Genomic DNA, 24,728 nt, shown 5'->3' with positions numbered 1-24,728 from the left:
CATCGGCGCTAAAGATGCGTCATTGCACCGCAGCTGCCCGTGCTGACGGTGACCCACGAAAGCGGAACCTGCCATGAACATTCTCTACGACGAACGCGTCGATGGTGCGTTGCCCAAGGTCGACAAGGCCGCCTTGCTGGCCGAGCTGCAGGCGCAGCTGCCCGATCTGGACATTCTTCACCGCAGCGAAGACCTCAAGCCCTACGAGTGCGACGGCTTGTCCGCCTACCGCACCGCGCCGCTGCTGGTGGTGCTGCCCGAGCGGGTCGAGCAGGTCGAAAGACTGCTCAAGCTCTGCCACCAGCGTGGCGTGCCGGTGGTCGCCCGCGGCGCCGGTACCGGGCTGTCCGGCGGTGCGCTGCCGCTGGAGCAGGGCATCCTGCTGGTCATGGCGCGCTTCAACAAGATACTCGAAGTCGATCCGGCCGGTCGTTTCGCCCGGGTGCAGCCCGGCGTGCGTAACCTGGCGATTTCCCAGGCCGCCGCACCCTATGAGCTGTACTACGCGCCGGACCCCTCGTCGCAGATCGCCTGCTCGATCGGCGGCAACGTCGCCGAGAACGCCGGTGGCGTGCACTGCCTGAAGTACGGCCTGACCGTGCACAACCTGCTCAAGGTGGAGATTCTCACTGTCGAGGGCGAGCGCATGACGCTCGGCTCCGATGCGCTGGACTCGCCGGGCTTCGACCTCTTGGCGCTGTTCACCGGCTCCGAGGGCATGCTCGGCATCGTCACCGAGGTGACCGTCAAGCTGCTGCCCAAGCCGCAGGTGGCCAAGGTGCTGCTCGCCGCGTTTGACTCGGTGGAAAAGGCCGGGCGTGCGGTGGGTGACATCATCGCCGCCGGCATCATCCCCGGCGGCTTGGAGATGATGGACAACCTGTCGATCCGCGCCGCCGAGGACTTCATCCACGCCGGCTACCCGGTGGATGCCGAGGCGATCCTGCTCTGCGAGTTGGATGGCGTGGAAGCCGACGTGCACGACGACTGCGCGCGCGTCAGCGAAGTGCTCAAGCTGGCCGGCGCCACCGAAGTGCGCCTGGCCAAGGACGAAGCCGAGCGCGTGCGCTTCTGGGCCGGGCGCAAGAATGCCTTCCCGGCGGTTGGACGTATCTCGCCGGATTACTACTGCATGGACGGCACCATCCCGCGGCGCGAGCTGCCGGGCGTGCTCAAGGGCATTTCCGACCTGTCCGAGCAGTTCGGCCTGCGCGTGGCCAACGTGTTCCACGCCGGCGACGGCAACATGCACCCGCTGATCCTGTTCGATGCCAACCAGCCCGGTGAGCTTGAGCGCGCCGAGGAACTGGGCGGCAAGATCCTCGAACTCTGCGTCGAGGTCGGCGGCAGCATCACCGGCGAGCACGGCGTCGGCCGCGAGAAGATCAATCAGATGTGCTCGCAGTTCAACGCCGACGAGCTGACGCTGTTCCATGCGGTCAAGGCGGCGTTCGACCCGAGCGGCCTGCTCAACCCCGGCAAGAACATCCCGACCCTGCATCGCTGCGCCGAATTCGGCCGCATGCACATCCACAACGGCCAGCTGCCTTTCCCCGAACTGGAGCGTTTCTGATGTCCGTAATCGCCAACGACGCCAGCGCGCTGTTGCTGGACCAGGTCAACCAGGCACTCGCCGCCAACACGCCGCTGCGCATCCAGGGCAGCGGCAGCAAGGCCTTTCTCGGCCGTACGGTCGAGGGCCAGCTGCTCGACGTGCGCGAGCACCGCGGCATCGTCAGCTACGACCCCACCGAGCTGGTAGTGACAGCGCGTGCCGGCACGCCGCTCGCCGAACTCGAGGCGACGCTGGACGAAGCCGGGCAAATGTTGCCTTGCGAGCCGCCGCACTTTGGCGAAGGCGCCACCGTCGGCGGCATGATCGCCGCCGGGCTGTCCGGGCCGCGTCGGCCGTGGAGCGGTTCGGTGCGCGACTTCGTGCTCGGCTCGCGGGTCATCACCGGCCAGGGCAAGCACCTGCGTTTCGGCGGCGAGGTGATGAAGAACGTCGCCGGTTACGACCTGTCGCGCCTGATGGCCGGCAGCTTCGGCTGCCTCGGCGTGCTCACCGAAGTCTCGCTCAAGGTGCTGCCCAAGCCACGCCTGTGCACCAGCCTGCGTCTGGAAATCGATCTCGAACGTGCGCTGCTCAAGCTCGCCGAATGGGGCCAGCAGCCGGTACCGATCAGCGCCGCCAGCCATGACGGCAAGGCCCTTTACCTGCGCCTGGAAGGTGGCGAAGGGTCGGTCAATGCCGCGCGCGAACGCATCGGTGGCGAGGATCTCGACCCCGGCTACTGGAATGAGCTGCGCGAGCAGCGCCTGGCCTTCTTCGCCGACTCGCGCCCGCTGTGGCGCCTGTCGCTGCCGAACAACACGCCAGCCGTGGCGTTGCCGGGCGAGCAGCTGGTCGACTGGGCCGGCGCCCAGCGCTGGCTGAAGTCCGATGCCGACGCCACAAGCATCCGCGCCATCGCTGCTGAAGTCGGCGGCCATGCCACCTGTTTTACCGCCGGTGCCGCCGAGCCGTTCCAACCGCTGTCGGCGCCGCTGTTGCGCTACCACCGCCAGCTCAAGGCCGCGCTGGACCCGCAGGGGATCTTCAACCCCGGCCGCATGTATTCCGAGGTCTGACGACGTATGCAAACGAATCTGAGCGAAGCCGCCAAGCAACTGCCGCGCGCCGAGGAAGCCGAAAGCATCCTGCGCTCCTGCGTGCACTGCGGTTTCTGCAATGCCACCTGCCCGACCTACCAGCTGCTCGGTGACGAGCTGGATGGCCCGCGCGGGCGCATCTACCTGATGAAGCAGATGTTCGAGGGCGGCGAGGTGACCGAGAGCACCCAGCTGCACCTTGACCGCTGCCTGACCTGCCGCAACTGCGAGACCACCTGCCCGTCCGGGGTGAAGTACCACAACCTGCTGGACATCGGCCGTGACTTCATCGAACGCCAGGTCCAGCGCCCGCTGGGCGAGCGCCTGGTGCGCGGCGGTCTGCGCACGGTGATCCCGCGTCCGGGGCTGTTCAAGGCGCTGCTCGGTACCGGCAATGCGCTCAAGCCGCTGATGCCGGCCTCGCTGAAGGACCACCTGCCGCGCGAGATTCGCCCGGCCAAACCGCGCCCGCAGGTGCTGCACAGCCGCCGCGTGCTGATGCTCGAAGGCTGCGTGCAGCCGAGCCTGTCGCCGAACACCAATGCCGCCGCCGCGCGCGTGCTCGATCGCCTGGGCATCAGCGTCAGCCCGGCGCGCGAAGCCGGCTGCTGCGGCGCGGTGGATTACCACCTAAACGCGCAGGATGCCGGCCTGGACCGCGCGCGGCGCAATATCGACGCCTGGTGGCCGGCCATCGAGGCGGGTGCCGAAGCCATCGTGCAGACCGCCAGCGGCTGCGGCGCCTTCGTCAAGGAATACGGCCATCTGCTCAAGGACGACCCGGCCTACGCGGCCAAGGCCGCCCGTGTCAGCGAGCTGGCCAAGGACCTGGTCGAAGTGCTGCGCAGCGCCGAGCTGGAAAAACTCGACGTGCGTGCCGACAAGCGCATGGCCTTCCACTGCCCGTGCACCCTGCAGCACGCACAGAAGCTCGGCGGCGCGGTCGAAGACGTGCTCACCCGTCTGGGCTACCAGCTCACTGCAGTGCCCGATGCGCACCTGTGCTGCGGCTCGGCCGGCAGCTATTCGATCACCCAGCCGGAGATTTCCTACCAGCTGCGCGACAACAAGCTCAACGCGCTGGAGAGCGGCAAGCCGGAAGTGATCGTCACCGCCAACATCGGTTGCCAGACCCACCTCGATGGCGCCGGCCGCACGCCGGTCAAGCACTGGATCGAAGTGGTCGAGGAATCGATGCAGTAACCGTAGGTGAGCCTCGGCCGTAGGGTGGGCTTTAGCCCACCAGCATGCAGCTGGGGCACCTTCGGTGGGCTGAAGCCCACCCTACGGGAACTGGATCGCGAGCGTCACGTAACGCTACGCACGAACAACTGGAACATGAGAACAGGAGAATCGAGATGAAAAGCAAAGCCGTACTGAGCCAGACCGAAGTCGCCACCATCCTCGCCGCCGCCCGTGCCGAAGCGCAGGCCAACGGCTGGGCCGTGACCATCGTCGTCGCCGACGACGGCGGCCATCCGCTGGCGCTGGAGCGTCTGGACGGCTGCGCGCCGATCGCCTCCTACATCGCCACCGAGAAGGCCCGCAGCTCGGCCCTCGGGCGTCGCGAAACCAAGGGCTATGAAGACATGGTCAACGGCGGCCGCAGCGCCTTCCTCTCCGCGCCGGTGGTCTGCTCGCTGGAAGGCGGCGTGCCGCTGGTGGTCGACGGCCAGGTCATCGGCTCCGTTGGCGTCTCTGGCGTGACCGCCGCGCAGGACGCCCAGATCGCCAAGGCCGGCGTCGCTGCCCTGGCCAACTGAACAAGACAAGGAGAACGACAGATGACCGAGCGTGTAACCCTGGGCCGCCTGCAAGTTGCGGCCAATCTGCAGCGATTCATCGAAGACGAAGTCCTGCCGGGCACCGGTATCGAAGCCGCCGCCTTCTGGCAGGGCCTGGACGCCCTGGTCCACGACCTGGCGCCGAAGAACCGTGAGCTGCTCGCCGAGCGCGACCGCATGCAGGTCGAACTGGACAGCTGGCACAAGGCCAACCCAGGCCCGATCAAGGACATGGCCGCCTACCGCGCCTTCCTCGAATCCATTGGCTACCTGCTGCCGGTGCCGGGCGATGTGAAGATCGAAACGGCCAACGTCGACAGCGAGATCGCCACCCAGGCCGGTCCGCAGCTGGTGGTGCCGATCATGAACGCGCGCTATGCGCTGAACGCCGCCAACGCTCGTTGGGGCTCGCTGTATGACGCGCTCTACGGCACCGACGCCATCTCCGAAGAGGGCGGTGCGCAGAAGGGCCCGGGCTACAACGAAGTCCGTGGCGCCAAGGTCATCGCCTACGCACGCAACTTCCTCGACCAGGCCGCGCCGCTGGCCGAAGGCAGCCATGCCGACGCCACCGCCTACCGCGTGCAGGATGGCCAGCTGAAGGTCACCCTGGAGAACGGTAGTGTCACCGGCCTCAAGCAGCCAGAGAAGTTCGTCGGCTTCCAGGGCGAAGCGGTCGAGCCGAAGGCCGTGCTGCTGAAGAACAACGGCCTGCACATCGAGATTCAGATCGACCCGAACAGCCCGATCGGCCAGACCGATGCCGCCGGCGTGAAGGACCTGCTGATCGAGTCCGCGGTTTCCACCATTCTCGACTGCGAAGATTCGGTCGCCGCGGTGGATGCCGACGACAAGGTGCTGGCCTACCGCAACTGGCTGGGTATCGTGCAGGGCACCCTCTGCGAGGAAGTGGCCAAGGGCAGCTCGAGCTTCGTCCGCCGCCTGAACCCGGACCGCGAGTACAGCGCGCCCAACGGCGGCGAGCTGAAGCTGCACGGCCGCTCGCTGCTGTTCATCCGTAATGTCGGCCATCTGATGACCAACCCGGCGATCCTGCTGGAAGACGGCCGCGAGATCCCGGAAGGCATCATGGACGGCGTGTTCACCAGCCTGATCGCCAAGCATGACTTGAAGCGCAAGGGCAACTCGCGCACCGGCAGCTTCTATATCGTCAAGCCGAAGATGCACGGGCCGAAGGAAGTCGCCTTCGCCGACGAGCTGTTCGCTCGTGTCGAAGACCTGATCGGCGTGCCGCGCTACACCCTGAAGATGGGCATCATGGACGAGGAGCGACGCACCAGCGCCAACCTCAAGGCCTGCATCGCCGCGGCCAAGCACCGCGTTGCGTTCATCAACACCGGCTTCCTCGACCGCACCGGCGACGAGATGCACACCTGCATGGAAGCCGGCCCGGTGCTGCGCAAGGGCGACATGAAGTCCACCCCGTGGATCCAGTCCTACGAGCGCAACAACGTGCTGGTCGGCCTGGCCTGCGGCCTGCGCGGCAAGGCGCAGATCGGCAAGGGCATGTGGGCCATGCCGGACCTGATGGCGGCCATGCTTGAGCAGAAGATCGGCCATCCGAAGTCCGGTGCGAACACCGCCTGGGTGCCGTCGCCGACCGGCGCCACCCTGCATGCGCTGCACTACCACCAGGTCGACGTGCAGGCGGTGCAGAGCGAGCTGGAAAAAGTCGACCTGGCCGCCGAGCGCGAGCAGCTGCTCAACGATCTGCTGACCATCCCGGTGGTCGCCGAAGACAAGTGGAGCGCTGAGGAAAAGCAGCAGGAGCTGGACAACAACTGCCAGGGCATCCTCGGTTACGTGGTGCGTTGGGTCGAGCAGGGCGTCGGTTGCTCCAAGGTGCCGGACATCCACAACGTCGGCTTGATGGAAGACCGCGCCACCCTGCGCATCTCCAGCCAGCACATCGCCAACTGGCTGCACCACGGTGTGGTGAGCCGCGAGCAGGTGCAGGAAACCCTGGAGCGCATGGCCAAGGTGGTCGACCAGCAGAATGCCGGCGATCCGCTCTATCGCGCCATGTCCAGCGACTACACTCAGTCGATCGCCTTCCAGGCGGCGTCCGATCTGGTGTTCAAGGGCCGCGAGCAGCCGTCCGGTTATACCGAGCCGCTGCTGCACCAGTGGCGCCAGCGCTTCAAGGCCGCCCAGGGCTGATGAACAGGGGGAACCGCGTGCGGCCGGAGGTTCGGCCCCCGCGGTGAGGACAGGAGCCCCAGGCGTCCAACGGCGCCCGGGGCTTTCGAGCATGAGCGGCACGGCTTCGGCCGGGCCGTCGGGAAGCGCACCGCGTGGCTGCGCTTCATGCGAAGCACCGGGCACGCCCGGACACAATAGAAGTGGTTCACAACAAAAAACGCAGGGACCCAACAAATGAGTCAAACACTACTGTCCATCCTGGCCTTCGTGCCGCTGGTGCTGGCGGGTGTGCTGCTGATCGGCTTTCGCTGGCCGGCCAAGTACGCCATGCCGCTGGTTTTCGTCCTCACTGCGCTGATCGGCCTGCTGGCCTGGGGCATGACCCTCAACCGGGTCATCGCCTCGACCTTCCAGGGCCTGATCCTCACCGCGGCGATCCTCTGGATCATCTTCGGTGCGATCCTGCTGCTCAACACGCTGAAACATTCCGGGGGGATCAGTTCGATTCGGCGTGGCTTCTCCAACGTCAGCCCTGACCGTCGCGTCCAGGTGCTGATCGTCGCCTGGCTGTTCGGCTGCTTCATCGAGGGGGCCTCGGGCTTCGGTACGCCAGCGGCGGTGGCGGCACCGTTGATGGTAGCGCTGGGCTTCCCGGCGTTGGCGGCGGTGGTGATGGGGATGATGGTGCAGTCCACGCCGGTGTCCTTCGGTGCGGTGGGCACGCCGATCCTGGTCGGTGTCGGTGCCGGCCTGGACAAGACCGGCATCAGCGAGCAGCTGGCGGCGGTGGGCAGTAACTGGGAGGTGTTCTTCCACCTGATCTTCTCGCGCGTGGCGATCATCCACGCGCTGTGCGGGATTCTCATGCCGCTGATCATGGTCAGCATCATGACCCGCTATTTCGGCCGCAACAAATCCTGGACCGAAGGTCTGGCAATCGCACCGTTCGCGGTGTTCACCGGCCTGGCCTTCGTCATTCCGTACGCGGCGGCCGGTGTGTTCCTCGGGCCGGAATTCCCGTCGATGATCGGTGCGCTGGTCGGTCTGGCCATCGTCGTACCGGCGGCCAAGGCCGGTTTCCTGCTGCCGAAGGACAGCTGGGATTTTGCGCCGGCGAGCGAGTGGCCATCCGAGTGGATGGGCAAGATCGAGATGAAGATCGAGGACGTCGCCGGCAAGACGCCGATTTCCGTGCCGATGGCCTGGGCGCCGTACCTGATCCTGGCCGCGTTGCTGGTGGCCTCGCGGGTGTTCCCGGACTTCAAGGCGCTGCTGATGTCGCTATCGTTCGGCTGGAAGGACATTCTCGGTGAGACCGGCGTCTCCGGCACGCTGGAGCCGCTGTACCTGCCTGGTGGCATTCTCTGCATCGTGGTGCTGATCACCTTCTTCCTGCATCGCATGAGCGCGCGGGAACTGGGCGCGGCGATCTCCGAGTCGAGCAAGACCCTGCTCGGCGCAGGCTTCGTGCTGATCTTCACCATCCCGATGGTGCGCATCCTGATCAACTCGGGCGTGAACGGCTCCGACCTGGTGTCCATGCCGGTGGCCATGGCGCAGCTGGTGGCCAACAGCGTGGGTGATGTCTATCCGTTCTTCGCGCCGGCGGTCGGTGCGCTGGGCGCCTTCATCGCCGGTTCCAACACCGTGTCCAACCTGATGCTGTCGCAGTTCCAGTTCAACACCGCGGGCCTGCTGGGGCTGTCCGGTGCGCTGATGGTGGCGCTGCAGTCGGTCGGTGCGGCGGCGGGCAACATGATCGCCATCCACAACGTAGTGGCGGCCTCGGCCACCGTCGGCCTGCTCGGTCGCGAAGGGATCACCCTGCGCAAGACCATGCTGCCGACCCTGTACTACCTCATCCTGGCCGGCAGCATCGGCCTGATCGGGTTCTACGTGATGGGCATCGGCGATCCGCTGGTGGGTGCCGCAGGCTGAGCCTGGCGGTAGCGTGACGGGCGGCCCAGGCCGCCCGTTTTCATTTGTGCAGTTGGTACGGCGCATCGTTCTGGTATAGCGTGCGTCGCAGTCGATAACCGTCGAGGTTGATCATGAAGAAATGGCAATGTGTGGTGTGCGGCTACATCTATGACGAAGCGCTGGGCGTACCGGAAGAGGGCATCGCCCCCGGGACGGCCTGGGAAGACGTGCCGGAAGACTGGGTCTGCCCCGACTGCGGCGTCGGCAAGCTCGATTTCGAAATGATCGCCATCGGCTGATCCCGTTTCGCCAACCCATCAAACGAGGACATGACGTGAGCGCACCCGTAGTCATCATCGGCACCGGCCTGGCCGGCTACAACCTGGCGCGCGAGTTCCGCAAGCTGGACCCGCAGACGCCGCTGTTGCTGATCACCGCGGACGACGGTCGTTCCTATTCCAAACCGTTGCTGTCCACCGGTTTCGCCGCCAACAAGGACGCCGACAGCCTGGGCATGGCCACCGCCGGGGCCATGGCCGAACAGCTGAACGCGGAGATTCGCACGCACACCCGCGTCACTCGTCTGGACCCGGCGCACCGCCGTGTCTGGATCGGCAACGAGCCGGTGCCATACCGCGATCTGGTGCTGGCCTGGGGCGCGCAGACGATCCAGGTACCAGTCGCAGGCGATGCCGCCGACGCCATTTTCCCGATCAACGACCTGCACGATTACGGCCGCTTCCGTGCCGCTGCCGCCGGCAAACGCCGCGTGCTGATCCTCGGCGCCGGGTTGATCGGCTGCGAGTTCGCCAACGACCTGCTGCAGGGCGGCCACGAGGTGGATCTGGTCGCCCCCAGCGAGCAGGTCATGCCGGGCCTGCTGCCGCTGCAGGCCGCCGAGGCGGTGAAGCGCGGCCTGGAGGGCATCGGCGCGCGCTTTCATCTCGGGGCCACGCTGGAGCGCCTGCAGCGCAGCACCGACGGTCTGCAGGCGACCCTGTCCGACGGCTCGCAGCGGGCCTGCGATCTGGTGGTCAGTGCCGTCGGCCTGCGCCCACGTACCGAGCTGGCCGCCGAGGCGGGGCTTGAGGTCAAGCGCGGCATCGTCGTCGATCGCCTGCTCAAGACCTCGGCGGAGCACGTCTATGCCCTGGGCGATTGCGCCGAGGTGGAAGGGCTCAGTCTGCTCTACGTGATGCCGCTGATGGCCGGCGCACGGGCCTTGGCTAAAACGCTGTTTGGCAATCCGACCTTTGTCAGTTATGGCCCGATGCCGGTCACCGTGAAGACCCCGGCGTGCCCTGTGGTGGTCTCCGTACCTGCCACCGGTAGCGCCGGCTCGTGGACCGTGGAAGCCCAGGGTAATGATGTGAAAGCGCTCTATCTCGGGCCTTCCGGGCGGTTGCTCGGCTATGCGCTGACCGGCGCCGCGGTGCAGGAGCGGCTGGCGCTGAACAAGCAGTTGCCACCGGTATTGGCGGAACTACCGCAAATTCTGTCGCTAAAGTCCCCCAACTGAGCTTGCAGGGCGTCCGCGGGGACTGGCGCAGGTGCTAGCGCCGTGCCATTCTCCATGGGTCTGCCCCAGCCTAGAGCTGTTGCAGCGCCTTTAGCGCTGTTCTTGTGAACAGTACGGACACAACAACAAAAACGTCTCAGAGGCTCCCAATGCGTAAACCGGAACTCGCCGCAGCCATTGCCGAGAAGGCTGATCTGTCCAAGGACCAGGCCAATCGCGTGCTCAACGCCGTGCTGGATGAAATCACCAATGCGCTGAACCGCAAGGACAGCGTCACCCTGGTCGGTTTCGGCACCTTCGTTCAGCGCCACCGTGGCGCCCGCACCGGGAAAAACCCGCAGACCGGGCAACCGGTCACCATCAAGGCCAGCAATACCGTCGCGTTCAAACCGGGCAAGATGCTCAAAGACGCCGTCAACTGACGCTGCGCCGACCCGGAGCCGATCGGCTCCGGGTAAACCTGACCGACCGGTCTTCCCCGGACCCGTTCGTACCCGTCCTTCCCCCCGCCGACCAAGCCACTACAATGCGGCCTTCCTCTCGTACCGGTCGGAACATCACCATGAAATTCCGCTTTCTGCTTTGGATGCTGGGCCGCCTGATGGCCAAGGCCAGCCGCACCAATCCCGAGTTCCAGCAGCAGCTGGGCGACAAGGACCTGAGCTTCCAGCTGCACACTCTGGACGGCAAGGTTGCCCGGCACTTCGTGGTGAAGGACCAGCGCGTCACCAGCAAGCGCGGCCCGGCGCCTGAGCCGGCGTTCTCCCTGGGGTTCAAGGATGCCGCCTATGGCTTCGCCACCATGACGGCGAAGAACAAGCAGCTGGCGTTCATGCAGGGCATTCAGAACAAGGACATCCAGATCGAGGGGAATCCGGCGCTGGTGATGTGGTTTCAGGGACTGATGAAGTACCTGAAGCCTCGTAAGAAGAAGTGACCCTGTCGCGTCACCTTCTCATGTCCGGCCAAGAACCGTAGGGTGGAAAACCGCGTAGGGCGTCCATGCCTGAGCGGATCAGCTTTGACTTGGTCGTAACTCAAATTTAAGTTCGCTGAATGCATGAGTTGACTTGTGGTGTGGGTTGAATCTCGGCCTTGTCTAGTATTTTTGCGGGTTTGCGTGGCATTGTGTCGACTTAATTGTTGAGCGGGTTGGAGATTTTCAACATGCCGGATTTCACTCATCACGACTTGGCCCTCCTCAATCCAGCCTTCGACTCACCACTTGTCGATGTCCTGAATGAGCTGGAGCACCTACGCCGCTACAGGCTGGCGGGTACGACTCCAGCAAGCCTTTTCTTCCAACTCAAGAATGTTTTCCACATCTTGGAAAGCCTTGGGTCTGCCCGCATTGAAGGCAACCACACAACTCTCGCTGATTACGTTGAAAGCAAGATGGAGGGAGATGACACGGCTACCGATCAACTGCGCGAAATCTCCAACATCGAGAGAGCTATGAGCTTCATCGAGCAACATTTCAAGGAAGGAGACGACGTCAGCCTCCATCTCATTCGAGAATTGCACGCCATTACCGTAGGGGGGCTCGACAGAGAGGGAGACCGGAATCCCGGTCAGTTCAGGACGACCCAGGTTCGCATTGCGCAATCGAAGCACCTTCCGCCGGACGCCGTGCAAGTTGCTGGGTACATGGATGAGTTGGTGGCGTTCATAAATGCTCACGATCCGCAGAAGTATCACCTTATGAAAGTGGCGCTTGCGCACCACCGATTCGGATGGATTCACCCGTTTGCCAATGGCAATGGCCGGGTGGTTCGTTTGTTGACGTACCTGATGCTCATCAAGTACGGATTCGATGTCTCCGCCGGCGGTCGACTGCTGAACCCCACTGCAGTGTTCTGCAATGATCGTGAGCGTTACTACGAGATGCTGGGCGAGGCTGATCGCGGTACACAGCTAGGTCTGGAACGGTGGTGCATCTATGTACTCCAGGGCATCCTCACAGAGCTGAGCAAGCTCGATCGGCTGTGTGACTATGGCTACCTTAAAGCCAGAATCCTGCAGCCGGCACTCGTCTTCTCTCGTGAAAGAGAACACATCACCGGCCAGGAGCACTCAATTCTTCGTCGACTTCTGGACACTGACAGCGGAGTGGCGAAGTCTGGAGACCTAGCGGATGCGATGCCTGACCTGAACGGGCCGCAAAGGACCTATCAAATCAAGAAGTTGGTTGACAGACGAATGCTGGTCCCGATTCAGCCCAACTCCCGTCAGTACACCCTGGGCTTCACGAACAACTACCTGCTTCGGGGCGTCATTCGTACGTTGACGGCCGAAGGCTTTATTCCTGAGCCTGTCGTGGCGGCACGGCCATAAGTGGCTGCCTATTAAGGTTAGCTGCCTGATTCTCTTGGGGCGGCAATGAGTTCGTTAGGAGCCTGCCCCCTCCAAACCCTCGCCTCATCCTTCAGCCAGTCTCGAAACGCCACCAGCCCCGCCGACTCCACCTTGCGCTCGGGAATCATCAGGTAGTACGCCCGCGTCTCGCTGCGATAGGCGTGCGGATGCGCCAGCACCAGCCGCCCCTCGGCCAGTTCGCGCTGGATCAGGAACGGCGGAATCAACGCTACTCCCATGCCATGCTCGGCCGCCTGCGCCAGCATGGAGAACAGCTCCAGGCGCGGGCCGGTCATGTCGCGGGCGACTTTCAGCCCCAACGAATCGAACCACTGCCGCCAGGCATAGGGCCGGGTGGTCTGCTGCAGCAGCGGCAGTTCGGCCAGGGCCTGGGTCGTGAACGGCTGACCGTCGCGCAGCAGGGCGGGGCTGCAGACTGGCTGCAGGTCCTCGGGCATCAGGTAGTGCGCCTCGGTACCGGACCAGTCGGCATCGCCGAAGTAGATGGCAGCATCGAACTCGGTATCGGCAAAGAGAAAGGGCCGGGTGCGGTTGGTCAGGTTCACCGTGATTTCCGGATGCAGCGCCTGGAAACGCCTGAGGCGCGGCACCAGCCACTGGGTGCCGAAGGTCGGCACCACGGCCAGCTCCAGGCTCATGGCGCCCTGCTGGCCCATCACCGACAGCGTGTCGCGCTCCACCGCGTCCAGCTGCGCGGCGATGCGGCGGGCGTAGGACTGGCCGGCGGCGGTGAGCTTCACGCCGCGCCGCGAACGGCGGAACAGCGCCAGGCCGAGGAATTCCTCCAGCCCGCCGATCTGCCGGCAGATGGCGCTCTGGGTCAGCGCCAGCTCGTCGGCCGCGCGGGTGAAGCTCTCGTGGCGGGCGGCGGCCTCGAAGGCGATCAGCGCGGCGGTACTAGGGATCTTGCGGCGCATTATGCAAAGACCTCACGGGATAAGCCTGATAATGGACGCGGAGCTTATCTCGGAGTGAGCGAAACGCACAGTTTGGTGCGAAATCCTCGTTTGCGACACACCGTTGCGGCGCCTAGGATCAGCTCATCCCGCCCGCGCGCCCGCGGTGCCGAAGACAACAAAAGAGGAGCCTCCCGAATGGCCGGCAAAGCAAGCTTCAACTGGATCGACCCGCTGCTGCTCGACCAGCAGCTGACCGAGGAAGAACGCATGGTGCAGGCCAGCGCCGCGCAGTTCGCCGCCGACAAGCTGGCGCCGCGGGTGCTGGAAGCCTTCCGCCATGAGCGCAACGATCCGGCGATCTTTCGCGAGATGGGCGAGACCGGTCTGCTCGGCGCGACCATTCCCGAAGCCTACGGCGGCAGCGGGCTGAACTACGTGTGCTACGGCCTGATCGCCCGCGAGGTCGAGCGCATCGATTCGGGCTACCGCTCGATGATGAGTGTGCAGTCCTCGCTGGTGATGGTGCCGATCTTCGAGTTCGGCAACGAGGCGACTAGGCAGAAGTACCTGCCCAAGCTGGCCAGCGGCGAATACATCGGCTGCTTCGGCCTCACCGAGCCGAACCACGGCTCCGACCCTGGCTCGATGGTCACCCGGGCGAAAAAGGTCGACGGCGGCTATCGCCTGTCCGGCAGCAAGATGTGGATCACCAACAGCCCGATCGCCGATGTCTTCGTGGTCTGGGCCAAGGATGACGCCGGCGAGATTCGCGGCTTCGTGCTGGAAAAGGGCTGGGAAGGGCTGTCCGCCCCGACGATCCACGGAAAAGTCGGCCTGCGCGCCTCGATCACCGGCGAGATCGTCATGGACAACGTGTTCTGCCCGGAAGAGAACGCCTTCCCCGACGTGCGCGGGCTGAAGGGGCCGTTCACCTGCCTGAACAGTGCCCGCTACGGCATCAGCTGGGGTGCACTGGGCGCCGCCGAGTTCTGCTGGCACACCGCGCGCCAGTACGTGCTCGACCGCCAGCAGTTCGGTCGGCCGCTGGCGGCCAACCAGCTGATTCAGAAGAAGCTGGCCGACATGCAGACCGAGATCACCCTGGCCCTGCAGGGTTGCCTGCGCCTCGGCCGCATGAAGGACGAGGGCACCGCCGCGGTGGAAATCACCTCGATCATGAAGCGCAACAGCTGCGGCAAGGCGCTCGACGTGGCACGCATGGCGCGCGACATGATGGGCGGCAATGGCATCAGCGACGAGTTCGGCGTGGCCCGGCACCTGGTCAACCTGGAGGTGGTGAACACCTACGAGGGCACCCACGATGTGCATGCACTGATCCTCGGCCGCGCGCAGACAGGCATTCAGGCGTTCTTCTGAAACTGCACCCGTCTCCCAGGAGGAGAGGGTGCTTGCTCCGTCCAATAGCCTTCGAGGTTTCGTCCATGCCCGGCGCCCTGTCCCATATCCGCGTTCTCGACCTGTCGCGCGTGCTCGCCGGGCCCTGGTGCGGGCAGATCCTCGGTGATCTCGGCGCCGAGGTGATCAAGGTCGAGCGCCCCGGCACGGGCGACGATACCCGCCACTGGGGCCCGCCCTATCTCCAGGATCAGCACGGCGAGAACACCTCTGAGGCGGCCTATTACCTGACCGCCAACCGCAACAAGCAGTCGCTGACCGTCGACTTCACCCGGCCCGAGGGCCAGCGCATCATCCGCGAGCTGGTGGCGCAGTGCGATGTGCTGCTGGAGAACTTCAAGGTCGGCGGGCTGGCCGCCTACGGGCTGGATTACGAAAGCCTGAAGGCGATCAATCCGCGGCTGATCTACTGCTCGATCACCGGTTTCGGCCAGGACGGCCCCTACGCCACACGTGCCGGCTACGACTTCATGATCCAGGGCCTCGGCGGGCTGATGAGCCTGACCGGCCGCAGCGATGCGGAGGAGGGCGCCGGGCCGGTGAAGGTCGGCGTGGCGCTGACCGATATCCTCACCGGCCTTTACGCCACCGTTGGCGTGCTCGCTGCGCTGGCACACCGCGAACGCAGCGGCGAGGGCCAGCATATCGACACGGCGCTGCTCGACGTGCAGGTCGCCTGCCTCGGCAACCAGGCGCTCAACTACCTCACCACCGGCGTGGCGCCCAGGCGCATGGGCAATGCCCATCCGAATATCGTGCCCTATCAGGATTTCCCCACTGCCGACGGCGACATCATCCTCACCGTCGGCAACGACGGTCAGTTTCGCAAGTTCTGCGAGGTGGCCGGGCGTCCCGAGTGGGCGGCCGATGCCCGCTTCGCCACCAATCGCGCGCGCGTTGCCCATCGCGCCGAACTGATTCCGCTGATCCGCCAGGTCACGGTGTTCCGCACCACGGCCGAATGGGTCAGTGCGCTGGAGCAGGCCGGCGTGCCTTGCGGGCCGATCAACGACCTGGCCCAGGTGTTCGCCGACCCGCAGGTGCAGCACCGCGGGCTGAACGTCGAGATGCCGCACCCGCTGGCCGGCCACCTGCCGCAGGTGGCCAGCCCGCTGCGGCTGTCCGCTTCGCCAGTGGATTACCGCATGCCGCCGCCGCTGCTCGGCGAGCACAGCGAGGCGCTGTTGCAGCGCCTGCTGGGCATGAACGACGAGCAGATCGCCGGCCTGCGCGCGGCCAGAGTTATCTAGCCTGGAGGCTATCTAGCTCAGAAGCCTTCCAGCACGATCTTGCCCTTGGCCTTGCCGCTTTCCAGCAGGGCATGGGCACGGCGCAGGTTGGCCGCGTTGATGGTGCCGAAATGTTCGCCGAGGGTGGTGCGCAGCACGCCCTGATCGACCAGCTGGCTGACGCGCTGCAGCAGGTGGTGCTGCTCGATCATGTCCGGCGTCTCGAACAGTGAGCGGGTGAACATCAGTTCCCAGTGCAGCGACAGGCTCTTGCGCTTGAGCTTCATCACGTCCAGCGGTTGGGCCGGATCGTCGATCAGTGCCAGGCGGCCCTGCGGCGTCAGCGCCTCGACCAGCTGATCGAAGTGCTGATCGGTTTGGGTCAGGCTGGCGACATGGCTGACGCTGGCGAAACCGGCGCGCTGCAGCTCGGCGTGCAACGGCTGACTATGGTCGATGACATGATGGGCGCCGAGTTCACGCGCCCAGGCCTGGGTTTCCGGACGCGAGGCGGTGGCGATCACGCTGACCTCGGTGAGCTGACGGGCCAGCTGCAGCATGATCGAACCGACGCCGCCGGCGGCTCCGACGATCAGCAGCAGCTGCCCGGCGCCATGGCCCTCCACCAGTTGCAGGCGTTCGAACAGCAGCTCCCAGGCGGTGATGGCGGTCAGCGGCAGCGCGGTGGCCTCGGCGAAGCTCAGGCTCTGCGGCTTGCGTCCGACGATGCGCTCGTCCACCAGATGGCGTTCACTGTTGCCGCCGGCGCGGGCGATGGAGCCGGCGTAGAACACCTCGTCGCCGACCTTGAACAGGCTGACTTCGCTGCCCACCCCGACCACCACGCCGGCGACGTCCCAGCCCAGCACCTTCGGCTGACCGGCCTCTGGCTGGGTGTTGCGGCGTACCTTGGTATCCACCGGGTTGACCGAGATGGCGCGCACCTCCACCAGCAGGTCCCGCGGGCCGGGCACCGGCTCTGGTAGCTCCACGTCCTGCAGGGCACGGGGATCGTCGATGGCGAGGGATTCGAAAAAGGCGACCGCTTTCATGCTGATGCTCCATTGGGTTCGGTTGAGTGCGGGCATGCTCGTTTATTTGACTCGGCGGAAAAACGGGGCGATAAGCGAGTCTCTTTCAACAGGATTTTGAAAATGCTGCGTATCGACGACCTGCAGCTGTTCGTCCGTACCGCCGACAGCGGCAGCCTTTCCGCGGCCGCGCGCGGGCTCGACGTGTCGCCCGCAGTGGCCAGTGCGGCCTTGAAGCGCCTGGAAGCGAGCCTGAGTGTGCGGCTGTTCGTGCGCTCCACCCGCAGCCTGCGTCTGACCGCCGAGGGCGAGGCTTATCTGCTACATGCCCGGGCGGCGCTGGCCAGTCTGGACGAGGGTGCCCAGGCGCTCGCTGGCGGGCGCGAGGCGATCAGCGGCGTGCTGCAGCTGTCGGCGCCATCGGATTTCGGGCGCAACGTGCTGCTGCCCTGGCTCGACGAATTCCAGGCGAGCCATCCGCAGTTGCAGCTGCGCCTGCTGTTGGGCGACGGGCTGACCGATCTGTTCCGCCAGCCGGTGGACCTGGTCCTGCGCTATGGCGCACCGGAGGATTCCAGCCTTGTCGCGCTGCCGGTCGCTGGCGAGAACCGCCGTGTGCTGTGCGCCTCGCCTGCCTACCTGCAGCGTCACGGTGCACCGCAGCGGCTGGACGAACTGGCGGCGCACAACTGCCTGCGCTTCATGCTCGCCGGGCGCGTGCATGACCGCTGGTGCTTTCAGGAGGGACGCCGGGCGCTCACCGTGCAGGTCAGCGGTGATCGGGTCAGTGACGATGCCGACGTGGTGCGGCGGTGGGCGCTGGCCGGCGGTGGGCTGGCCTACAAGTCCTGGCTGGACATCGCCGACGACGTGGCCGCGGGCCGTCTACAGGTGTTGTTGCCAGACTGTCTCGGCGAGGCGGCGCCCTTGAACCTGCTCTGCGCCCATCGCGCACAGTTGAGCAAGCCGGTGCGGTTGCTGCATGAACATCTGCAGACGCGTTGCAAGGCGCTGCTGGCGCGCGCGCCCTGGCGGACGTTGTAGCTCGTTTTTGCACCACAGCCATGCAGGTTCGTTGCCGGGCTGAACTCTTATGGCGTTTGGCTATTCTTATCTGAGTACTGGTTAACAGAATGGACAGGCGCATCATGCATACGCAGCGTTTTCGCTACACCTGGCAACTGACGGTTGTCGTTCTCATGTCCTGGCTGCTGGCCGGCTGCGGGATCAATAACATCCCAACCTATGACGAGCAGGTGAAGGCCGCCTGGTCGCAAGTGGAGAACCAGTACCAGCGCCGTGCCGACCTGATTCCCAACCTGGTTGAAACGGTCAAGGGCTTCGCCCGTCAGGAGCAGGAAACCCTCACCGCGGTGGTGGAAGCGCGGGCCAAGGCGACGTCGATTCAGGTCGATGCCAGCACCTTGGATGATCCGCAGAAGCTGCAGCAGTTCCAACAGGCGCAGAACCAGCTGACCGGCGCCCTGAGCCGGCTGATGGCGGTATCCGAGCGCTATCCGGAGCTGAAGTCGAACCAGAACTTCCTCGCCCTGCAATCGCAGCTCGAAGGCACCGAGAACCGCATCGCGGTGGCCCGGCGTGATTTCATCGCGGCGGTAGAGCGCTATAACACCGAGATCCGCACCTTCCCTGGCCGCATCTGGCACACGCTGATGTACAGCGACATGCCGATTCGCGAGAACTTCGAGGCTACCGCCGAGAATGCCGAGCAAGCGCCACAAGTGCAGTTTCAATGACCTCCAGGTTTTCGCTACTGCTGATCCTGCTGCTCTGGGCCGGTAACCTCGTCGCCCAGGAAGTCGAGGTCCCGGAGCTGACCGGCCGCGTGGTCGATCGTGCCGAGCTGCTCGACACCCAGGCCGAGGCGCGGCTGACCAGCATGCTGGCCGGCCACGAGCAGGCGACCGGTGAGCAGGTTGTCGTTGTTACGGTTCCGGACCTGGGCGGGCGCAGCATCGAGGAATTCGGTCTGGAGCTCGGCCGTACCTGGGGCATCGGCCAAGAGGGCGAGGATAACGGTGCGCTGCTGATCGTCGCTCGCGATGATCGCAAGATTCGCATCGAAGTCGGCTACGGCCTGGAAGGTCGGCTCACCGATGCGCAGTCCTCGGTCATCATCAACCGGATCATCGCGCCGGCGTTCCAGCGCGGCGACTTCACCGCCGGCATCACCGAGGGTGCAGAGGCGATCATCACCGTGCTTGGCGGCGACCCATTGCCGGCCGAGCTGCGGCCGGTGATGCCGATGGCGCAGGAACAACCGGGTGGCCTCGGGATTCTCGGTTTCTTCCTCATGCTGGTAGCAATTTTCGTCATCGGCGGCGGGCGCGGTGGCCGCGGTGGCGGTCGTCGTGCCTTGCTGCTGGGCGCCTTGCTTGGTGGCATGGGGCGCGGAGGCGGCTTTGGCGGTGGCGGTTTCGGCGGCGGAGGCTTCGGTGGAGGCGGTGGTGGCTTCGGTGGCGGCGGCGCTTCCGGTGGCTGGTAAACGGACGATGGACGAACGATGACCTTACTCAGCGAAAGCGAACTGCGGCAGGTGGCCGAGGCGATCGAGCGCGTAGAGCGCAGCACCGACGCCGAGCTGGTGACGGTGCTCGCCGCGCAGGCCGACGACTACCACTACATCCCACTGCTCTGGGCCAGCCTGATCGCGCTGCTGCTGCCTGGTGCATTACTGTTCTTCAGCGGCTGGCTGAGCGCCTGGCAGCTGCTGCTGGTGCAGTGGGCGACCTTTATCGTGCTCGCGGTGCTGTTCCGCATGCCGGCGCTGACCAGCCATCTAATCCCGCGTTCGGTGCGCAACTGGCGCGCCTGCAACCTGGCGCGGCGGCAGTTCATCGAACTCAATCTGCATCACACCGACGGCGACACCGGAGTGCTGATCTTCGTCTCCGAAGCCGAGCGCTACGTGGAGATTCTGGTCGACCGCGGCATTTCCAGTCGAATCGACAATGCCGCCTGGGAATCGGTTGTCGCCTGCTTCACCGAGCGGGTGAAGCAGGGCCAGGTGCTCGAAGGCTTTCTCGGCTGCATCGAGGCCAGTGGTGCGCTGCTGGCGCAGCATGTGCCGAAGACCCACGAACGCAACGAACTGCCCAACCGCCTGGTGTTATTGCCCTGAGCGCACGGGTGTTGCCGAGGCGCCAGGCAGAGCTCTAGGCCATCCCGGGGCCTTCCGGCTCGGTAGTGTCCTTCGGCTCACCAGCGACGAGGTCGAACAGCGCCCCGGTGCCGTCGTCGAAGCCTGAGGCGGCGACGCGCTCGAGTCCGGAGACCGGGCCATGCCATGGCGAGATGCCGTGGCCACGGTCGGCAGGAATTGCCGCAACCGCAGCGAGCACTTCCTCACCCGGCACGGTCTCGCACTCGAGCAGGCGTTCGGTGATCTGGTCGAGCGCCGGCTTCAGGCGCTGTAGCAGTGCGAGGCACTCGTGATTGAGTTGCTGCAGTAGTTCATCGGCTGCTTCCAACGCTTCGCGCGGATCGCTGTCCAGATGCGCGTCGCGCACGGCCTGCAGGCTCAGCAGCGAGCCACGCGGCCCCATGCCGAGGGCACCGACCATGGAAAGGGCGATCTTCGAGGCTTCCTGCAGATCCTGCCCGGCACCGGACGATACTTCATGGAAATACAACTGCTCGGCACCACGGCCGGCCAGCAGCATCTGGATGCGGTTACGCAGCTCGGAATACATGTGCAGCCGCTTGTCTTCCACCGGCGTTACCAGGGTCACGCCCAGCGCCTGGCCGCGCGGCAGGATGGTGACTTTTTCCACCCGACCGACATTCAGCGCCGCGGCTACCAGCGCGTGGCCGGCTTCGTGCACGGCGATGCGCTTGCGGTCGGTGGCGGACATCGGCGTTACGCCGGAAGGCTGCTCGCCGATGCGGCAGGTTTCCACCGCATCGACGAAGTGCGCCATATCGACCTGTTTGGCGCCCGCGCGGGCTGCTAGCAGGGCGGCATGGTTGACGATGTAGGCGATCGCGGCCGGCGTCAGGCCGACGGTGTTGCGCGCCAGCTGCGGGAAGTCCAGATCGGTCGCCGCGCTGATCTTGCCGGCGTACAAGCGGAACAGCGCCTCACGGTCATCGAGGCCGGGCAGGCCGACGGCGATGGAGCGGTCGAAGCGGCCTTCGCGCACCAGCGCCGGATCGAGCGAATTGGGGAAGTTGGTGGCGCCCAGCACCAGCACGCCGCTGGCGCCGTCGAAGCCGTCCATCTCGGCGAGGAACTGGTTGATGATGCGGTTGCTCTCGGCATCGCTGGAACGCTGCTGTTCGGCGCGCTTGCCGATGCCATCGATCTCGTCGATGAAGATGATGCACGGCGCCTGCTTACGTGCGGTACGGAACAGCGCCTTGACCTTCTGGATGCCGACGCCGAAATACATCGAGGAGAAGTCGCTGCCGGTGACCTGGATGAAGCTGGCATTCGATTCGCTGGCCAGTGCCTTGGCCAGCTGAGTCTTTCCCGTACCGGGCTCGCCAGTCAGTAGCACACCCTTGGGTGGGCGCGCGCCGAGGCGTGCGTAGGCGGCCGGATTGCGCAGGTAGGCGGTGACGTCGCTGAGGGCCTGCTTGGCCTCCGCGGCACCGATCACGTCGGCGAAGGTCACGCCGCTGCCCTTGCGCTGGACCTCGAAGCTGCGCGTTTTCATGCCGAAGAAGATTGCCGCGCCGAGCAGCAGCAGGGCAATTGGCGAGTACGGCAGCAGGTAGGTGTAGAACGGCTTTTCCGCGTCGGTCTGGAACATGGCCAACGGGAACAGTTCGCCGCTGCCCTGCGCGTACTGCTCGAGCAGCAGCCCGGCGACGCGACCGGACTGATCCGGCACCCAGTAACGTAGGCCGTCGTGCAGGCTGACGTACACCGCGTCCTTACCCAGCGCGGCGCTGGCGATGTTGGCGCCACGCAGGTCATTCACCAGCACCGAGAGGTCGCGGCGATTGGCCTGCCAGGGATCGGTGGACTCCTGCAGGGCTTCGAGCATGCTCGCCGCCGCGCCAGTGGCTGGTGTCGACGGAGAGCTGGGCTGCAGCTGCCAATAGGTAATGCAAGCGGCGATCAGCAGGAGTAGAAAAATGGCGAGTACAGGGCGGCGACGACCTTGTAGCAGACGAGGTGTTTTCATTTCACATCCAGTCGGGTAGCCCCGACGTTTCGACAAACCACCGCCCGCAGGCGGACCACAGTTTTGCGGGAAGCCCCGCGGCGCCATTTGCATGGCGCGCCACAGTTCGGATGCGTTGGATGCGATTTATATGCCCGACTGTGTCTCGGGTCCGCAGACTCCGATAGCCGGCGAGAATACGGCAAGTGCCACCATGGGGGTGGCTACGCGACGAACGGCTCGCAGGTTTTCGACGAATGACCAGCCGCCAGGGGAACGAAAACTAGCGCCAAATGCCGTGGCTCTGCATTTGCCCCTGCGTTGTGGAGCCGCCATCGGAGGGCAGCACGCACGTAAGTGATCCGACGCAGAGAGTGTCCTGCCAGGCGCTGTTAGGGTTCATCGCCGCGCGGTCGCTTGTCACGAGCCGGGCGCAATAAGAACTTGCCGACAGCCGCCCGGAATCGACGCCGGTGCGGCATAACGATGTCCGATCGACCCGAGATCTCAACATGCCGACCAACAAGAAATATTTTCGCTGCGCTTTCCTGGGCGCGCTGATTGCCCTCCTCCCATTTGCCTCGGCCAGTGCCGACGGGGAAACGATCAACCTGCTCACGCAAAACTTTCCACCCTTCAGCATGGCCGACGATGGCAAGAATTTCGCCAAGGAGGATGCGATCAGCGGCATCGACGCCGACGTGGTGGCCGCCCTGTTCAAGCGCGCGGACGTGCCCTACGCGATGACGCTGCGTTTCCCGTGGAGCCGCCTGCAAAAACTGGCCGAGAAGACCCCAGGCTTCGCCGTGTTCTCCCTCAGTCGTACCCCCGAGCGCGAGCCCAAGTACAAGTGGGTCGGTCCGCTCAGCGAGATCCAGATTGTGCTGCTCAAGACCCCGGAAAGCCAGGTTCAGGTCTCTAGCCTGGAAGATGCCAGGCAGTATCGAATCGGCTCGAAGGATGGCAGCGTGGGCAGTCAGTACCTGATCAACCGCGGCATCGAGGTGCAGAGTTCGCTGATCGATACGCCGGCCAAGCTGAAGGCCGGCCAGTTCGATCTGTGGGCGACCACCAACCCCTCCGGCGAATACGAGGCGAAGCAGGCTGGCGTCGGCCCGCTGGTCGTGGCGCTGACACTGAGCCGGGGCGATCTCTACCTGGCGCTGAACAAGGAAACGCCGGATGCGGTCGTCGAGAAACTGCAGCGAACACTCGACCAAATGAAACAGGAGGGGTTGCTGCAACAGGCAGGGCAGCGTTACCTGAACTGATGGCGTTCCATGCCGCCAGGGGGGCGGGTGATCGTCCCCGAGGTTGTTTGCGCGGTCCGATCTGCCTCTCGAATCGAAACATGAACGAGCCGTGCCTGTGCGGCCTTCGGCTGCGCGGGCCGCTGCAGCGAGAGCCGGTTCGCGCTGACTCGCAGATGCCAGCCGCCTGGCTCCGTTCCACCAGTAAATCACCGGAAAACGAAACGGCAGGGGATTTTTTGCCGGTTTGGACTGCCTTAGCTCAGTGGAGCGGGATCGCTCCAACCGCATTCCTGACGATTCGAGAATTCGATGATTTGCTTCAACAACATGCAGCGTGCCCTCTATCTGGCCGCTGCAGCCTTGATTGCGCCTGCCTTCGCCGAAAAGCTGCCCGAACCGGTTGGGCATGTGGCGCGGGTGGAAGGCCCTGCGTACGTCAGCAGCCGCGGCTATACCAACGCGGCAAAGGTCGGTCAGGCGATCGTGCCCGGGGTGGCATTGAGTACCGGCGCCAAGGGTAGGCTCGGTGTGATCCTCGACGATGGCAGCGTGTTGTCGTTCGGCCCGCATAGCGAATTCACGCTTGATGAGTTCCGCTTCGCCCCGGCCGCTGGCGATCTCCAACTGCGTGCCATGCTCGCTCGGGGATCGCTGAATCTGATTGCCGGCGACATGGCGCGGCTCGATCCCGACGCGGTGGCGATCGATACCCCACAGGGGCTTGTGCGGGTGCTTGGAGGCCAGCTGCTGATGAAGGTGAACGAATGAAGCGGCACGTTCTGCTCATGGCGCTGCTGACGCTTGCTGGTTGCGCGCAGCACTCCTACGTCATGCTGGCCGACGGGGTGCCGGGCGGTGTGGTGCTGGGTGACGAGGGGCAGCGCCTGCTCGAGGCGCCGGGCCAGGGCATGACGATTGCCGGGACTGGTCCAGCGTTTGCGGTCAGCGACATGCGCCGGGGCCGTGATTTCGGCGAGGCCTTGTCCGCGCAGCCGGCCCTGCCGGAGCGTTTCGTCATTCAGTCGGGAGCCTCGGGGCTGGACGGTGCCGCCACGCAGGTCGTGGACGAGGTATTGCAGGCGGCGCTGCGCCGCGATTACCCGGTGGTCACGGTGATCGGCCATACCGATACGCTGGGGCATCGGGCCACGAACGAGCAGGTCGGCCTGCGCCGCGCCCAGGCTGTCGCCGAACTACTGAAAGCGCGGGGGCTGGAGGCCATGGAGCTGCGGGTTACGTCGCACGGCGAGGGAAATCTGCTGGTGGTGACACCGGATGCCACCGCCGAGCCGCGCAATCGGCGGGTCGAGGTGCTGGTGCGCTGATGAGCAGCGGCGCGGCACAGGGCCGCGCC

23 protein-coding genes are annotated in these 24,728 nt (G+C 65.2%); 20 read left to right on the top strand and 3 right to left on the bottom strand.

The features are described from left to right. Positions 1-73: 73 nt before the first annotated feature. The 11 genes from glcD to NAO55_RS00980 all read left to right on the top strand — a co-directional run bounded on the left by glcD (position 74) and on the right by NAO55_RS00980 (position 12,372). Positions 74-1,573, top strand: coding sequence for a glycolate oxidase subunit GlcD (glcD, locus tag NAO55_RS01030; protein ID WP_063539522.1), 1,500 nt, complete (start codon positions 74-76; stop codon positions 1,571-1,573). Continuing rightward, the gene (glcE, locus tag NAO55_RS01025) at positions 1,573-2,631 is read left to right on the top strand and encodes a glycolate oxidase subunit GlcE (RefSeq protein ID WP_102839501.1); all 1,059 of its coding nucleotides are present in this window, start codon (positions 1,573-1,575) and stop codon (positions 2,629-2,631) included. Before glcD ends, glcE begins: the two co-directional genes overlap by 1 nt. Before the next feature lie 6 nt (positions 2,632-2,637). Continuing rightward, on the top strand, positions 2,638-3,855 hold the full coding sequence (gene glcF / locus NAO55_RS01020; protein ID WP_102839502.1) for a glycolate oxidase subunit GlcF: 1,218 nt from the start codon (positions 2,638-2,640) through the stop codon (positions 3,853-3,855). Positions 3,856-4,010: 155 nt separating this feature from the next. Continuing rightward, on the top strand, positions 4,011-4,415 hold the full coding sequence (locus NAO55_RS01015) for a heme-binding protein (protein WP_003283314.1): 405 nt from the start codon (positions 4,011-4,013) through the stop codon (positions 4,413-4,415). A 21-nt stretch (positions 4,416-4,436) separates the two neighbouring features. Beyond that, entirely contained in the window at positions 4,437-6,617 is a 2,181-nt protein-coding gene (locus NAO55_RS01010; RefSeq protein WP_102839503.1) for a malate synthase G, read from the top strand. A gap of 216 nt (positions 6,618-6,833) precedes the next feature. Beyond that, positions 6,834-8,537 carry an L-lactate permease gene (locus NAO55_RS01005; protein WP_102839504.1) on the top strand — a complete coding sequence of 568 codons (1,704 nt, stop codon included), beginning with the start codon at positions 6,834-6,836 and terminating at the stop codon, positions 8,535-8,537. Between the two features lie 113 nt (positions 8,538-8,650). Then, positions 8,651-8,818, top strand: a complete 168-nt coding sequence (rd, locus tag NAO55_RS01000; RefSeq protein WP_014595645.1) for a rubredoxin — start codon at positions 8,651-8,653, stop codon at positions 8,816-8,818. 35 nt (positions 8,819-8,853) lie between these two features. Next, on the top strand, positions 8,854-10,038 hold the full coding sequence (locus NAO55_RS00995) for an NAD(P)/FAD-dependent oxidoreductase (protein WP_102839505.1): 1,185 nt from the start codon (positions 8,854-8,856) through the stop codon (positions 10,036-10,038). Between the two features lie 149 nt (positions 10,039-10,187). Then, positions 10,188-10,460, top strand: a complete 273-nt coding sequence (locus NAO55_RS00990; RefSeq protein WP_003283322.1) for an HU family DNA-binding protein — start codon at positions 10,188-10,190, stop codon at positions 10,458-10,460. A gap of 140 nt (positions 10,461-10,600) precedes the next feature. Further along, entirely contained in the window at positions 10,601-10,975 is a 375-nt protein-coding gene (locus NAO55_RS00985; RefSeq protein WP_102839506.1) for an SCP2 sterol-binding domain-containing protein, read from the top strand. Positions 10,976-11,205: 230 nt separating this feature from the next. Further along, positions 11,206-12,372, top strand: coding sequence for a Fic family protein (locus NAO55_RS00980; RefSeq protein ID WP_102839507.1), 1,167 nt, complete (start codon positions 11,206-11,208; stop codon positions 12,370-12,372). Between the two features lie 17 nt (positions 12,373-12,389). On the opposite strand, the gene NAO55_RS00975 is transcribed toward NAO55_RS00980, so the two are convergent. After that, a complete protein-coding gene (locus NAO55_RS00975) occupies positions 12,390-13,331 on the bottom strand; it encodes a LysR family transcriptional regulator (protein WP_102839508.1) in 942 nt (313 codons plus the stop codon). A 177-nt stretch (positions 13,332-13,508) separates the two neighbouring features. On the opposite strand from NAO55_RS00975, the gene NAO55_RS00970 reads away from it, so the two are divergent. Both NAO55_RS00970 and NAO55_RS00965 read left to right on the top strand, forming a co-directional pair. Continuing rightward, positions 13,509-14,690, top strand: a complete 1,182-nt coding sequence (locus tag NAO55_RS00970) for an acyl-CoA dehydrogenase (protein ID WP_102839509.1) — start codon at positions 13,509-13,511, stop codon at positions 14,688-14,690. 65 nt (positions 14,691-14,755) lie between these two features. Beyond that, positions 14,756-15,979 carry a CaiB/BaiF CoA transferase family protein gene (locus NAO55_RS00965; protein WP_102839510.1) on the top strand — a complete coding sequence of 408 codons (1,224 nt, stop codon included), beginning with the start codon at positions 14,756-14,758 and terminating at the stop codon, positions 15,977-15,979. Between the two features lie 17 nt (positions 15,980-15,996). Here NAO55_RS00965 and NAO55_RS00960 read toward each other — a convergent pair whose 3' ends face one another. After that, a complete protein-coding gene (locus NAO55_RS00960) occupies positions 15,997-17,010 on the bottom strand; it encodes a zinc-binding alcohol dehydrogenase family protein (protein WP_102839511.1) in 1,014 nt (337 codons plus the stop codon). A gap of 102 nt (positions 17,011-17,112) precedes the next feature. On the opposite strand from NAO55_RS00960, the gene vimR reads away from it, so the two are divergent. The 4 genes from vimR (at position 17,113) to NAO55_RS00940 (ending at position 20,131) form a co-directional block, all read left to right on the top strand. Then, positions 17,113-18,033, top strand: a complete 921-nt coding sequence (vimR, locus tag NAO55_RS00955; RefSeq protein WP_102839512.1) for a transcription regulator VimR — start codon at positions 17,113-17,115, stop codon at positions 18,031-18,033. Between the two features lie 104 nt (positions 18,034-18,137). After that, on the top strand, positions 18,138-18,746 hold the full coding sequence (locus NAO55_RS00950) for a LemA family protein (RefSeq protein ID WP_063539686.1): 609 nt from the start codon (positions 18,138-18,140) through the stop codon (positions 18,744-18,746). Continuing rightward, positions 18,743-19,495 (top strand): TPM domain-containing protein, encoded by a 753-nt coding sequence (locus NAO55_RS00945; protein WP_102839513.1) that lies wholly within the window; start codon positions 18,743-18,745, stop codon positions 19,493-19,495. The genes NAO55_RS00950 and NAO55_RS00945 overlap by 4 nt, the downstream gene beginning before the upstream one ends. 18 nt (positions 19,496-19,513) lie before the next feature. After that, positions 19,514-20,131, top strand: coding sequence for a TPM domain-containing protein (locus NAO55_RS00940; protein ID WP_102839514.1), 618 nt, complete (start codon positions 19,514-19,516; stop codon positions 20,129-20,131). Between the two features lie 34 nt (positions 20,132-20,165). Here the strand turns inward: NAO55_RS00940 and NAO55_RS00935 are convergent, their stop codons facing one another. Further along, on the bottom strand, positions 20,166-22,142 hold the full coding sequence (locus NAO55_RS00935) for an AAA family ATPase (RefSeq protein ID WP_102839515.1): 1,977 nt from the start codon (positions 22,140-22,142) through the stop codon (positions 20,166-20,168). Between the two features lie 491 nt (positions 22,143-22,633). On the opposite strand from NAO55_RS00935, the gene NAO55_RS00930 reads away from it, so the two are divergent. The 3 genes from NAO55_RS00930 (at position 22,634) to NAO55_RS00920 (ending at position 24,699) form a co-directional block, all read left to right on the top strand. Continuing rightward, on the top strand, positions 22,634-23,392 hold the full coding sequence (locus NAO55_RS00930) for a substrate-binding periplasmic protein (protein ID WP_102839516.1): 759 nt from the start codon (positions 22,634-22,636) through the stop codon (positions 23,390-23,392). A 291-nt stretch (positions 23,393-23,683) separates the two neighbouring features. Further along, complete coding sequence (locus NAO55_RS00925; protein WP_102839517.1) at positions 23,684-24,142, top strand: FecR domain-containing protein; 459 nt, start codon at positions 23,684-23,686, stop codon at positions 24,140-24,142. After that, positions 24,139-24,699, top strand: a complete 561-nt coding sequence (locus NAO55_RS00920; protein ID WP_232244581.1) for an OmpA family protein — start codon at positions 24,139-24,141, stop codon at positions 24,697-24,699. Before NAO55_RS00925 ends, NAO55_RS00920 begins: the two co-directional genes overlap by 4 nt. Positions 24,700-24,728: the final 29 nt, after the last annotated feature.

The sequence above is a fragment of the Stutzerimonas frequens genome (assembly GCF_024448335.1).
GTDB classification, from domain to species: Bacteria; Pseudomonadota; Gammaproteobacteria; order Pseudomonadales; family Pseudomonadaceae; genus Stutzerimonas; species Stutzerimonas frequens.
The sequence above is the reverse complement of the archived record's forward strand: the minus strand, read 5'-3'. Positions and strand labels throughout refer to the sequence as shown.